The organism is Flavihumibacter solisilvae (assembly GCF_000814475.1).
GTDB classification, from domain to species: domain Bacteria; phylum Bacteroidota; class Bacteroidia; order Chitinophagales; family Chitinophagaceae; genus Flavihumibacter; species Flavihumibacter solisilvae.
The window spans coordinates 127,913-141,432 of the sequence record NZ_JSVC01000019.1 but is presented as its reverse complement, the minus strand read 5'-3'; the positions used below and the strand labels follow the sequence as shown (position 1 = coordinate 141,432).

At 46.8% G+C, this 13,520-nt stretch carries 12 protein-coding genes; 10 read left to right on the top strand and 2 right to left on the bottom strand.

The annotated features are described in order from the left end of the window. Position 1: 1 nt before the first annotated feature. The 3 genes from OI18_RS17040 to bioB are packed head-to-tail and all read left to right on the top strand — an operon-like array spanning position 2 to position 4,046. Positions 2-1,567, top strand: a complete 1,566-nt coding sequence (locus OI18_RS17040; RefSeq protein WP_039141959.1) for a hypothetical protein — start codon at positions 2-4, stop codon at positions 1,565-1,567. Beyond that, positions 1,564-3,066: a sulfatase-like hydrolase/transferase gene (locus tag OI18_RS17035; RefSeq protein WP_039141958.1), complete on the top strand. Its 1,503-nt coding sequence runs from the start codon at positions 1,564-1,566 to the stop codon at positions 3,064-3,066. The genes OI18_RS17040 and OI18_RS17035 overlap by 4 nt, the downstream gene beginning before the upstream one ends. Before the next feature lie 14 nt (positions 3,067-3,080). Beyond that, positions 3,081-4,046 carry a biotin synthase BioB gene (gene bioB / locus OI18_RS17030; RefSeq protein ID WP_039141956.1) on the top strand — a complete coding sequence of 322 codons (966 nt, stop codon included), beginning with the start codon at positions 3,081-3,083 and terminating at the stop codon, positions 4,044-4,046. Here the strand turns inward: bioB and porQ are convergent. Beyond that, complete coding sequence (gene porQ / locus OI18_RS17025) at positions 4,027-5,025, bottom strand: type IX secretion system protein PorQ (RefSeq protein WP_039141953.1); 999 nt, start codon at positions 5,023-5,025, stop codon at positions 4,027-4,029. The two genes, bioB and porQ, sit on opposite strands and share 20 nt — an antisense overlap. A 16-nt stretch (positions 5,026-5,041) precedes the next feature. After that, positions 5,042-7,444: an endopeptidase La gene (gene lon, locus OI18_RS17020; protein ID WP_039141952.1), complete on the bottom strand. Its 2,403-nt coding sequence runs from the start codon at positions 7,442-7,444 to the stop codon at positions 5,042-5,044. Positions 7,445-7,649: 205 nt separating this feature from the next. Between lon and OI18_RS17015 the strand changes: the two genes are divergently transcribed. The 7 genes from OI18_RS17015 to OI18_RS16985 all read left to right on the top strand — a co-directional run bounded on the left by OI18_RS17015 (position 7,650) and on the right by OI18_RS16985 (position 13,513). Then, on the top strand, positions 7,650-8,471 hold the full coding sequence (locus OI18_RS17015) for a purine-nucleoside phosphorylase (protein ID WP_039142259.1): 822 nt from the start codon (positions 7,650-7,652) through the stop codon (positions 8,469-8,471). A gap of 1 nt (position 8,472) precedes the next feature. Further along, positions 8,473-10,482 carry a putative porin gene (locus OI18_RS17010; protein WP_052273327.1) on the top strand — a complete coding sequence of 670 codons (2,010 nt, stop codon included), beginning with the start codon at positions 8,473-8,475 and terminating at the stop codon, positions 10,480-10,482. A 65-nt stretch (positions 10,483-10,547) separates the two neighbouring features. Beyond that, positions 10,548-10,952, top strand: coding sequence for an HYC_CC_PP family protein (locus OI18_RS17005; protein WP_152616863.1), 405 nt, complete (start codon positions 10,548-10,550; stop codon positions 10,950-10,952). 124 nt (positions 10,953-11,076) lie between these two features. Then, entirely contained in the window at positions 11,077-11,598 is a 522-nt protein-coding gene (locus OI18_RS24915; RefSeq protein WP_072039035.1) for a heavy-metal-associated domain-containing protein, read from the top strand. 12 nt (positions 11,599-11,610) lie between these two features. Beyond that, a complete protein-coding gene (locus OI18_RS16995) occupies positions 11,611-12,156 on the top strand; it encodes a heavy-metal-associated domain-containing protein (RefSeq protein ID WP_082038018.1) in 546 nt (181 codons plus the stop codon). A gap of 47 nt (positions 12,157-12,203) precedes the next feature. Further along, the gene (locus OI18_RS16990; RefSeq protein WP_072039045.1) at positions 12,204-12,683 is read left to right on the top strand and encodes a peroxiredoxin family protein; all 480 of its coding nucleotides are present in this window, start codon (positions 12,204-12,206) and stop codon (positions 12,681-12,683) included. A 5-nt stretch (positions 12,684-12,688) separates the two neighbouring features. Continuing rightward, on the top strand, positions 12,689-13,513 hold the full coding sequence (locus OI18_RS16985; RefSeq protein ID WP_039141940.1) for a hypothetical protein: 825 nt from the start codon (positions 12,689-12,691) through the stop codon (positions 13,511-13,513). Positions 13,514-13,520: the final 7 nt, after the last annotated feature.

Below are 13,520 nucleotides of genomic sequence, written 5' to 3'. Positions count from 1 at the left end.
AATGAAGCAAGACAGGTTAAGTCTGATATCTTTTTTTATTTATTCACTGGTCTTTGTATTTATAGTATGGATCGGTAAACCTGCCTATTATTCGAAAGAAGATGCCTTTATCCTTTATCTGTTGGGGGGCGGTTTTGGAAGTCCTACCAGTGTGTTGCTTCATTACAACCATATAATGAGCCCATTGATCAACGTGGTGCTGAAAACATTTTTTGATGTATTTGAAGGAGTGAACTGGTATACTTTTGCGTTATTTCTAATGCACTACATTGCAGGTGCAGCTATATTGTCCGTGCTGCTTGAAAGAACGCGGAGAAGGGAAGTAATGTGGGTGTTTTTCGCAATTCAGGTTATATTCCAGGGGTGGTTAATGGTGCATATTGGTTTCACTTCTGTAGCAATAATACTCACCATTGCCGGCATCGCCTTGTTGGTAGGTGGGCGGAACCGGGTGTACGCTTTTATATTCCTGGTCGCCGCTTCATTATTTCGTTTGCATGTCATGATTCCCCTATTTGGTATCGCGCTGCCTTACTTATTCTTCAAAGACAAAATATTCAACAGAGGAAATTTGGCCTTCCTGTTTCTGTTAATTGTATCAATTTTTGCTATGGGCCTCGTGCAGAAATGGTGGTACAGTTCGAATATCCCAGGATGGTCAGACGAAGAGAGTTACCGTCAACTCATTTATGGGTTGTACAACAAATCCGGAACGACATCTTTCAGGAGAGGTGATTTTCAGAATGAACTGGACCTGGTGAGAATGGGGCTGCCCGCTGATAGTGCATATATATCAAGGGTTAAACTTCTAGAGCTAAATCGAGCTATTGAACAAGAGGTGCAGAACAGACGAAAAGGGTGGTCGGAGTGGTTCTGGATAAACAACCGACTGTATTTTGTTACCGCATTGATGCTGGTTTTATTGTTTTGTCTGAAAAATGGCAACAGGTTATTAGTCGTGATGATCAGCGCTTTATTAATGGTTTTTGGTTGTTGGCTCCTTGCTGTGCACGCAAAACTTCCGGAGTATCTTCCTGTTGCGTGCCTCTTCGTTTTTACCCTGTTAACCATTATCCACCTTGAGTTGCGAATTGATTTCTGGTTTGTCAACTATGTGATCATAATTGCAACTTCAATATTGATGCTTTGGGGAGCGGTACGATTATATAAGCTAGGGATCCGAAACAATATTCGGGCAGAAGAATTTTGCAGGAATTATAGTATTTATAAGAAATACCCGGAACATCTATTTATCAACACAATGGGGACATTCCGGTTAGAGTCAGTCCCCGTATGGTCTGATCCTCGTGAGTATCCGCTGCCAAACTACCTGGATAGCGACCATTTTCTTATGAACCTTCACTGGCGAATTCTCCAGCGCTTCGGGTTGAACTCCTTTAGCGATGTCCCTGGTTCGGATAAAGTATTGTTCTGGGGCCGTCCGAAGGAAGCACTGTCAGAGTATTTCTCAAAAGTGAATGGTGGTAAAAAGACCGGACCTTTAAACAGCAAGGATTCAACGATAAATATTTTTTCCATACATTTTGTAAACAAAGCAGAACATTGAAGCAAATAGTATCGCATTTCCAAAAAGCTCCCTATTTTCTTCTACTGATACCGGTTTACTATCTCCTGTACCTGGTGGAAGACTACCACCCACTCTTCACTTACAGGCACCTATTGGAGCTGGCATCGCTTTTTTTTGTTTTCACCGGGATTCTTTGCTTTGCTTTTTGCACCTGGTTCAGGCCAAAAGGGAGAGACTATTCCGTCGCATTTGCGGTTGTGTTCATAATATACTTGTATTTTGACCCCATCAGGGATTCGGTGAAGTCCATTTTTCCCAGCCTGGCGAAGTATAGTGTTTTGTTGCCTGTTCTGCTGGTTTTGTTGTTTGCATTATTCAGGCAATGCAGCCGAATGCAGGGAAAGTCTCCCCGCCTTTATCTGTACTTCAATACCCTGATGGCTATCCTGACCTTATTGACCGTGTTCCAGGTTGGCAATGCGAATCTTCAAAAACAGAAGGTATTGCTTCCTGCCTGGCTGGATGCCGGTGACAGTATGAAGATGCGACCTGATATTTACTACATTGTTTTTGATGGTTATAGTGCATCCCGGACGTTGAAGGAACATTGGGGATATGACAATTCGGGAATAGACACGTTTCTAAGGGCCAAAGGTTATTATAACGCAAACCTTTCAACAAGCAATTATAATTTTACCCCGTTGTCAATAGGCAGTATTCTGAATCTTGATTACTATAAGAAGATTGAGACCGACACGATTAATTTCAGAATGTTCTGGACAGCTGCGCGGGATATCCGACACACGGTGCTTCCTTCATTTCTCGCAAAGCATGGATACCGTATTGTCAATCATTCCATTTTTGAGCTGGAAGGTGAGAACAAACCGCCGATGGATTTTTCCTATCTAAACGACCGCCGAAAACTCATCTTTGCAAAAACGCTTTCCTACTGCATGATTGATGACCTCGGATGGAATTTTAATTTGCCTGACTGGCTCGTGAAGATTCACAGGAAGACAAATAAAGAACTGCTTGACATTATGGAAACCGATCTTGAAAAGTTGGTGAAAAACTATTCGTCTGTCAAAGCGACATCTGCACGTAGGTTCAGTGAACCAGTTTTTGTATACGGCCACTTTGTTCTGCCTCACGACCCATACTATTTTGATAGTTTAAGTAATGTATTTCCCAAAAAGGAGTGGATGGTTTTTGATGGCCGGGAAAAAGCAACCCGTTACCTTCAACAAGTTAAACACACCAATACCTGGATCCGTGATCTCAGCACTACACTTGTGCATGACGCGAAGCGGCCAAGGGTAATAATTTTTCAGAGTGACCATGGTTACCGGTCGTTTATTGAAAAGAAAGATTCCTGCCTGGAATTCAACAACCTGACTGCAGTTTATTTCCCCGACGGGGATTATAAATACCTGTACGATTCAATAAGTGCTGTTAATACTTTCCGGGTTGTGCTGAAAAAGTATTTCAAGGAAGAGATTCCATTGTTGAAAGATTCTGCAGTGTATCTTCGCCACTAGTTTAATTGCGTAATATGAGAAGAAATGACTGGACAAGGGAAGAGATAACTGAAATCTATAATACTCCCCTGCTTGAACTGATTTACCGTGCAGCTACTGTACACCGTGAACACCAGGATACCGCAGAAGTACAGGTTTGTACACTGCTCAGCATCAAGACCGGCGGTTGCCCGGAAGATTGCGCTTATTGTCCGCAGGCCGCCAGGTACAATACCGGCGTTGATGTTCACGCCCTCATGAAAACGGAGGAAGTGCTTACCTATGCCCAAAAAGCAAAGGATGCCGGCTCTACCCGTTTCTGTATGGGCGCTGCCTGGCGTGAAGTTCGCGACAACCGCGATTTCGACAGGGTAATAGAAATGGTGAAAGGAGTGAATGAACTGGGCATGGAAGTTTGCTGCACCATGGGAATGCTTACCGAAGGCCAGGCCCAGAGACTGCAGGAAGCTGGTCTTTACGCGTATAACCATAACCTCGATACCTCCGAAGAACATTACAGTGATATCATCACTACCCGCACTTACAATGATCGCCTCTCCACACTCAACAATGTGAGGAAAGCAGGGATCAGCGTTTGCAGTGGCGGAATTATCGGGCTGGGTGAAACGCATCAAGACCGGATTGGTATGCTGCATACCCTTTCAACTTTACCCCAGCACCCTGAATCAGTTCCCATCAATGCTCTTGTACCAGTAGCCGGAACGCCGCTGGAGCACAACAAGAAGATTGATATCTGGGATATGGTGCGGATGATCGCTACAGCAAGGATCCTGATGCCTGGTTCCATGGTGAGATTAAGCGCGGGCAGGAATGATATGACAGTTGCTGAGCAGGCCCTTTGTTTCATGGCAGGCGCCAACTCTATTTTTGCGGGTGAAAAATTGCTGACCACACCCAACCCTTCTTTTGACGATGACAATATGATGTTCCAGCTTCTCGGCCTCAAGCCGCGCGAAGCTTTCAAGGAAACGTGCAGCTGAAGCCAAACTGGTTGATGGCTTTGCTGTTCGAATAATAATTCCTGGCATAACGGATCTGCAACCGGGGCAGGATCACACCTGTCCCGAATGCAAATCCTGTTAACCCGTTGGTCGTATTGGGGATGCCGAGTTCCTTTCTCTTCAGGTGATTATAACCTGCATTGATCTCAATTATATCCGCGATAAAGAACTGTGTGGCAAAAACAAAATGCTGCATGATATGATCGAAGGTGCCGGTACTGTCTGCTTCATACAATACCAGTTTATGCAGTTCACGCACCGTAACGGAAAACTGGATAGGTGCCCTGGCGAGTCTTTTTGTTATTCCGGCCTGCAGGTCGAACGGAAGGTTGTCGGAGCCCTGGCCCGTATAACTCTTCAACTGCGTTCCCATGTTCTTCATTAAGATCCCGACCTGTAGTCGCTTACTGCTGTCGTAGTAGTTTGCGCCAATGTCCATCGCTATTGCACCCGACCTGTACATGCCATAATCTGACTGGATATATTTCAATGCGGCGCCATAATAAATTCTTTCTCCATATCGGCGCGATGCATTGGCCTGGATCACAAAATCCCTCGGTTTGAAACTTCCTTCAATATTTCCGGCAGCATCCGTCTGCGTGAGCTCTCCATAACTGAAATAGCGGATATTTCCGGCAAACGTGGTGGCAAGCGACTTACTGTGGAAGGCTCCCGCCAGGTGCAGGTTTTTTACCCCGTCAAACATGGGAGTGAATACAGCTCCCAGCTGTCCATGCATTTCTTCCCTGAGTAGTGATGGTTGCTGGTACGACATCGTCACTTCCCTGCTGATCACGGTAATGTTTTCATCTCCAAGGGAAGAGGCCAGCGGGTTCGCCGGGAAACGCAGGAAATTATAAACGGCATTTCCTCCTGCTGATTGAGCCTGTATATCGCAACTGCAGGTCAGCAGTACGATCGTGAATACAGGAATGATCAGCAAAACGAAATGCCGCATGCTTATTCAACTTTTATTAGTTCAGTGCAATATCCAGCACCTGCTGCATTGTTTTTACATAATGAAAATTGAGGCCTTTGATAAATCCTTCATCAATCTCTGCAACATCTTTTTCATTCTGCCAGCAAAGGATTACTTCTTTCAGTCCCGCACGTTTTGCAGCAAGCACTTTTTCCTTGATGCCCCCAACCGGCAGTACCTGTCCACGCAGCGTTATCTCACCCGTCATCGCCACGTAAGGCTTGATCTTCCTGCCGGTGAACGCCGAGGTCAGTGCGGTCATCATTGTAATGCCCGCACTTGGTCCATCTTTCGGAACTGCGCCTTCGGGCACGTGGATATGAATATTCTTCTTCTGGAAGATTTCGGGATCTATACCGAGCTTGCGGGCATTTGCCTGGATGTAGGTAAGTGCTGTGCTCGCACTTTCTTTCATCACGTTACCAAGATTGCCGGTAAGGCGCAGTTCACCCTTGCCTTCACTGAGCGTCGTTTCAATAAACAGGATATCACCGCCTACGTATGTCCATGCAAGTCCAACCGCCACACCGGGCATAGCCGCAGACTTATAGATCTCGTTACTGTACCTCGGCTTGCCAAGGATCTGCTCCACATCGGCCACGTTCAGTGTTGGCTTTACTTTGCCATTCATGGCGAATTCCTTGGCCTGTGAACGCATGATCGATGCCAGTTGCCTGTCGAGTTCGCGGACCCCGCTTTCACGCGTGTAGTCTTCCACAACTTTTTCCAGCACCTTATCACTGATCCTGAAATTCACTTTAGCAAGTCCGTGGGCTTCCTTCTGTTTTGGTACGAGGTGCCGCTTTGCAATTTCAACCTTCTCTTCAATGGCATAACCGCTGAGGTCAATGATCTCGAGCCTGTCGCGCAAAGCAGGTTGAATGTTGTTGATATTATTTGCTGTTGCTATGAACAGGACCTTGCTGAGATCGTACTCCAGCTCAAGGTAGTTGTCGTAAAAGGAATTATTCTGTTCAGGATCCAGTACTTCAAGCAGGGCAGAAGAGGGGTCACCCCGGTGATCTGCGCCAACCTTGTCAATCTCATCCAGGATCAGTACCGGGTTGGATGATTTTACCTTACGGATCGATTGCAGGATTCTTCCTGGCATAGCCCCGATATAAGTTTTACGGTGACCGCGGATCTCGCTTTCATCATGCAGTCCACCCAGGCTCAGTCTCACGTATTTCCTGCCAATAGCACTGGCGATGCTTCTGCCGAGTGAGGTCTTACCAATACCCGGAGGACCAACAAAGCAAAGGATCGGGCTTTTCATATCGCCCTTCAGTTTCAGCACGGCGATATATTCAATGATCCGCTCTTTGATCTTATCCATGCCATAGTGGTCATGATCCAGCACTTCCTTTGCATGGGCGAGGTCATAGGAATCATCTGTATATTGTTCCCATGGCAGGTCGAGCATCAGGTCGAGATGGTTGTATACAACCGAATAATCCGGGGTGGAAGGATGCATCCTTTCCAGTTTCTCGATGCCCTTTTTGAACACTTCTTTTGCTGCCGCGGACCATTTCTTTTGTTCTGCCTTTTTCTTCAGCTCCTTCAGCTCAAGCTCGTTGGTGTCGCCGCCCAGTTCTTCCTTGATGCTTTTCATCTGTTGCTGCAGGAAGTACTCACGTTGCTGCTTGTCGAGTTCTGTTTTCGTCTTGTTGGTCAGTTTGTTCTTCAGTTCTGCAAACTGCAGCTCACGCTGAAGCAGCTGCAACAGGAGGTCGGCCCTTTCCCTGATATCATTGGATTGAAGCAACAGCTGTTTTTCACCAAGCTCCGTATTCAGATTGCTTGATACGAAATGTATCAGGAATGCCGGGTGCTCTATATTCTTTAGTATAATGGCTGCTTCAGAAGGAATATTTGGTGAAAGCTGGATGATCTGTGTGGCCAGGTCCTTGATATTAGCCACGTATGCTGCAAAATTTTCATCCTCGGGGGCAGCCTGCTCCTCAATAAGTTCTACCCGCGCCCGGAAGAACGGATCTTCGGCGGTGAATTCTGTGAGCCTGAACCTGCGCTTTCCCTGGATAATAACCGTAGTGCCGCCATCAGGCATCTTGATCAGTTTCACGATCTTGGCAATGGTTCCAATGCTTTCCAAATCAGCAGTTCCAGGATCTTCGATATTGCTGTCTTTCTGGGCAAGTACACCTACAAGTTTGTCGGCTTTATATGCTTCATTTACCGCCTTGATGCTTTTGTCGCGCCCTACCGTTATCGGCAGAACGACCCCGGGAAAAAGGACTGTATTCCTAAGGGGCAAAACCGGTATATCAGAAGGGATCTCTATCTCCGAGCTGTCATCTGCTTCATGTTCATTCAGGGGAATAATAGGAATAAAATCCATCTCGTCTTCAGGCTTCAGGAAAAAATTCGATTCATTCATGTTCGTCTGTTGATATGACAAAATAACACTTCCAAGCTACTATTTATTCTGCAGGAAGTGGAAGGGTGTATAGTCAAGTTTGGTGCCATGCCCCTGTTTTGACATGAATTGGCGGAAATCCACATTTAAAAATGACAGATCATTATATTTGCGCCCCGCCCCGGCGGAATTCTCTCAAAAAGATGTTAACGTCAAGCCACAGTTTATGTCAACATTAATGGACCGCCTGAATGAGACAGTCGCCTTTATCAGGTCTCGTTATAACAGTAAACCAATAGTGGGAATTGTTTTGGGCAGTGGCCTGGGCAACCTGGTTGCTGAAATGAAGGTGGAAGCTGAGATCCCTTATAGTGAAGTGCCTCATTTCCCGGTATCAACGGTACAGGGGCATTCGGGGAAACTCATCTTCGGGGAGCTTTCCGGCAGGAAAGTGCTTGCAATGGCTGGACGGTTCCATTATTATGAAGGTTATTCTGCCAGTGACGTGGCATTCCCTGTGCGGGTGATGAAGATGCTGGGAGTGGAGACCCTGCTCCTCAGCAATGCAGCCGGCGGAATGAACGCTGCCTTTTCCGTAGGTGACCTCATGATCATCGAAGATCATATCAGCCTGTTTGCGGTAAACCCGCTTATCGGGAAGAATGAAGACGAACTCGGAACAAGGTTCCCCGATATGAGTGAACCTTACAGCCGCGAGCTCGTTAAGAAAGCCGTGAAAATAGCAGCTGACAAAAATATCAAAGTGCATCGTGGGGTCTATGTCGGTGTCACTGGCCCGACTTTTGAAACCCGTGCCGAATATAAAATGCTGCACAAACTGGGTGCAGATGCAGTGGGTATGAGTACCGTTCAGGAAGTGATCACCGCCCGGCATATGAACATGAATGTATTTGCCATCAGCGTGATCACCGACCTCGGGATCAGGGAGGAAGACAATATCATCACGCACGAAGAAGTACTGGAGGCGGCAAGGGAAGCCGAACCAAAACTAACGGCCATCTTCAGTCAACTGGTCCAAGCTATCTGATTTGAAAAATATCGCATATATATTCTCGTTATTCCTGCTGCTGGGAACAGTGAACCTCTATGCACAGAATCCTCTCGACAGGATTCCTGGTGTAAGGGGAATGCGTTCGGGCACAGGTACGGGGCAGGACAGCCTTAAGCGGCGCGACAATACCGAAGACTCCATTACTATCCGTTTCCGGTATCTCGATACCTCGAGGCTGATGATGCTTGATTCATCCGTTACTGATTTCAGGGTAAGGTTTCCGTTGCCGATGGACTATACCTTTTTGGGCAACCTGGGACTGGCGGCAAAGCCTTATGCATTTTCACCCCGCATGGTGAGTGGCTGGGATCCAGGCTTTCATGCATTCGATATTTATAAACTGCGGCTCGACCGGATCAAGTTCTACCAGACCACCAGGCCTTTTTCCCAACTGGGATACCTGCTGGGTAGCAAATCTGAACAGATCATCCACCTTCTGCATACGCAGAATATCCAGCCAAACTGGAACTTCGCGTTCCAATATGACCTGATCAACGCCCCGGGTTTTTTCAAGAACCAGAATACCAATCACAACCGTTACCTCTTTAATTCTCTTTACCAGTCAAAGAACCGTCGGTACAGCCTCTATTTCATCTTCATGGGCAATTCCATGCAGGCCAATGAAAATGGAGGAATAAAAGACGACTATGATTACCTCAATGATGTGGTTTCATTCTCGGAGCGTACGACCATTCCTGTGCAGCTGGGAGATTATGTGCCGCCGGGACAGGGCTTCCTTAACAGTACCCTTAATACCGGTAACCGGCAGCGGTCAAGCACCGTTTTCATTCGCCAGCAATATGATTTGGGAAGAAGGGATTCATTGGTTACCGATTCAACTGTTGTGCAGCTGTTCTATCCCAAGTTCAGGATGGAATACAATTTCCAGTACAGTGGCCACCGCTTCAGGTACTATGATTCACAGCCCGATAGCGTGTACTACCGGAAGAACTATGATTTCCTGTTGACACCCGCCAATGGTTTCAATATTGAAGAGAAGTGGTCGGAAATGGTTAACGATTTTTCACTGTACAGTTTTCCCGACGACCAGAATCCGCAGCAGTTCCTGAAAGCCGGCATCTCGCTGCAGAACCTTACCGGTAGATTCGAAGAGGGCAGGAGGAAATATTATAACGTTTTTGTCCATGGTGAATACCGGAACAAGACAAAGAACAAGAAATGGGATATGGAAGCCGCGGGTAAGTTTTACCTGACGGGGTTTAATAACGGTGACTTTGATGTGTACGGCAGCCTGAAAAGATATCTCAGCAAAACATTGGGGTTTGCCCAGCTTGGCCTGCAGAATGTGAACAGGACTCCGTCCTTTATTTATGAAACATCCAGCAGTTTCAGCCTGGGCGAGCAGCCTTCTTTCAGCAAGGAAAATATCACCCGTTTATTTGCCAGCCTGGAGAATGACCAGCGGCGCTGGAAACTCGGTGCCAGTTATTACCTGGTGAGCAACTACACCTATTTCCACGACTACTACAAAGCCGACCAGGCAACCGCCCTTTTCAACGTGGTTAACCTCTCTGCTGAAAAAACATTCCGTGTCGGCCGCCGCTGGCACTGGCTGGTGAATGTCCAGTTTAACCAACGTGTGGGGAATGGCCCTGTTAATATGCCACTCTTCTTTACGCACCAGCGTTTCGGATATGAAGGCAACCTGGGTTTCAAGAACCTGGTGTTCTCTACCGGGCTGGAGGGCAGATATCATACCTCTTACAAAGCAGACAACTATTCTCCCCTGCAGAGCCAGTTCTTTTACCAGGATACGCAGACCATCAGCCTGAAGCTTCCGGATATTGCTGCTTATGTCCATTTCCGGATCAGGAGCTTTACCACCTATTTCCGGTTGGAGAACCTGAATACGATGCGCCTGAAAGATGGTTCCTTTGGCTTTACCAACAACAACCTTGCTGCTCCGTACTATCCCTACCCGGGCGCCCAGTTACGTTTGGGTATCTTCTGGGGATTTGTTAACTGATTCTTTTTCAGGATTTTAACAGGTTGCTATTGCATGTTACCGGCAGGTTTTCTATTTTTGCGACGTTGAAAAAGTTTCTCGCCATATCTTTTGCCTTTATGTACCTGCTGATTTCCAGCGGGCTGTTGGTTGAGGTCCATCACTGTATGGGTCGCATCGCAGATGCAGGGCTTACCATATTCACGTCGCATGCCGACAATGATAAGTGTGGTAAGTGTGGTATGGATAAAGGGAAAGAATCCCAACACTGCTGTAAAGACGAATACAAGCAGGTTAAGATCGCATCTGACCAGAAGTTCAGTTCGATACAATATCTCATTGAAGCGCCTGTTACTTTATTGGCTGGCTTCACACTCCCGGCCAGGTACGAAACCATTACCAGCCAGGAAAGCGTTACTGCCTATTGTGCAAACGCTCCGCCCCCCAAACTTTCCTCGGCCCAGAGCCTGCTCTGTGTTTTCAGGATTTGAGATTAAAAATTAAAATTGAAAAGTAAAAAGTAAACATACTTTTTACTGCGACCCGCTGCGCGCTATCCAAAATCGAAATGCGCCCTTTTGAATTTTAATTTTTAATTTTTTATTTTTCATCAATATGAAAACGCTATCTATTATTTTATTCGTACTTGTTTCCACTTTCTCATTTGCTCAGTCAAAATCTGCTAAGAAAGAAACCATCAAAGTATGGGGAAACTGCGGCATGTGTAAGAAGACAATCGAAACCGCCGCAAAATCTGCAGGTGCCTCACAGGCCAGCTGGGATTCAGAAACAAAAGAATTACAGGTAAGCTTCGCTTCATCAAAAACCAGCAGTGATAAGATCCAGCAGGCGATTGCAGCAAGCGGATACGACACCGAAAAATTCACAGCCGATAATAAAGCATACGACAACCTTCATGAATGTTGCCAGTATGAGCGCAAGGCCGCTTCATCAGATCTTACTAAAGCTTCAAAGAACGATTGTTGTTCTGAAGGCAGCTGCAAAGACAACTGTTGCAAAGACGGAAAATGTCTGGACGGAAAATGCAAAGACGGGGCAGCCTGCGAAAAAAATGCAGGTGAGTGCTGCCAGGACAAATCCGCCGGCTCCGGTAAAGCATGTTGCAAAAAGCAATAAAAAACAACAATCATGAAACGAGTAATATTATTGATGGGCATTGTATTGTCCACAATGGTTGCCACTGCCCAGTTCAGCAGTGCCAGCCTGCAGGCCAGCGGGCTGACCTGTGCGCTTTGTACAAAAGCGATCAACAAATCCCTGGAGCAACTTCCCTTTGTTGAATCTGTAAATGCTGATATCAAAACTTCATCCTTCCGCATTACTTTTAAAAAGGACGCCGATGTAAATATCGATGCCCTGCGGAAAGGAGTGGAAGACGCCGGCTTCTCTGTGGCAAAGCTTCAGCTGACCGGTAATTTCAATAATGTCAGCATTGAAAATGATGCCCACCAGGTAATCAACGGAAAGGCATTTCACTTTCTTTCCGTGAAGCCGCGTGTGCTCGACGGTGAACAGCAGCTGACATTGGTAGATAAGAATTTTGTCCAGGCGAAAGACTTTAAAAAATACAGCGCTTCCAGCAAAATGAGCTGTGTTCAGACCGGCAAGGCAGGTGACTGTTGCCGGAAAGATGGCCTTTCAGCAGAAACCCGTATTTACCACGTAACTATTTGATCATTCCCGACCCATCCCGCCAGGGATGGGTTTTTTTCAACACTTATATGAGAACTTTCTTATTCATTTTAGGCGCCATGCTTGTGGCCGCTTCCGGCTACGCGCAACCGAAAATAGGGCAGAAGGCACCTGAGATCTCAATGACAGACATCACCGGCAAAACCCGCACTTTGTCTTCACTAAAAGGAAAGGTGGTTCTGGTCGATTTCTGGGCAAGCTGGTGCATGCCCTGCCGTAAAGGCATCCGGGAAGTCACCCCCATTTATAACCGGTTTGCGAAAAAGGGGTTTGAGATCTTCGCTATCAGCCTGGATACAGATAAGTCCGCCTGGAAACATGCGATAGAAAAGGATAAGATGACCTGGTGGCAGATGTTGGAACCAGGTGGCTGGGACGGCGCAACTGCCCTCGCCTGGAAGATTGACCAGTTACCCACTTCATTCCTGGTCGACAGGCATGGAGTAATCATTTCTATTGATCCCAGTCCAACTGAGTTGCAGCGCTACCTGCAACAGGCTTTAAACTAATCAAGATGAAAAACAAACTATTACTGGCCGGGTGCATGTTGTTCGCAACATTCGTCCGGGGCCAGGAGCTATACGTATTCTCCGAACCCGCCAGCAATGTACCGGCAAAATCGCTGAGTGCAAAGATCACGGCAAGACTGGCCGACAATGCCAGCCAGCAGAAACTGAACCAGCGTTATATGCCTGAGTTAACAGCCGGGCTGAGCAAGCAACTGATGTTCCGGGCAAGTACCACATTCTCTGATTTTTATTCTTCCGGCATGAAGTGGGAGTCCGTAAAAGGATATCTCAAATGGCGGTTCCTGTCCAGTGATGGCATTCACTCCCATTTCAGGATGGCGGCTTTTGTTGATGGTTCCTATTCCAAAAATGACCTGGTATATGACGAAATGAACCTGGATGGCGATAACAGCGGGATCCAGGGCGGAATCATCGGCACCCAGCTGATCAATAAACTGGCCATTTCCGGAACGGCCGGGGTTATGCGCATCTGGGATGAGAAATTCAAAACTTCGCACGGCGACATGCACGACCAGACTGGATTTAATTACAGTCTTTCTGCGGGTTACCTGTTATTTCCCCGCAGCTATGACAACTACGACCAGGTTAACCTGAACCTTTATGTGGAGATGCTTGGAATGAAAGGATTCGAGAATGGCATGTATTACGTGGACATAGCACCGGCACTGCAGCTGATCTTCGCCAGCAATACCAAGGTGAACCTGGGCGCGAGGTTTGAAGCCACCGGGGATATGAACCGCCTGGCCCGGAACAATTACTTTATCAGCGTAGAACGATCTTTCCTGAATGTGTTTGGCAAACGGCGATAACAGACTA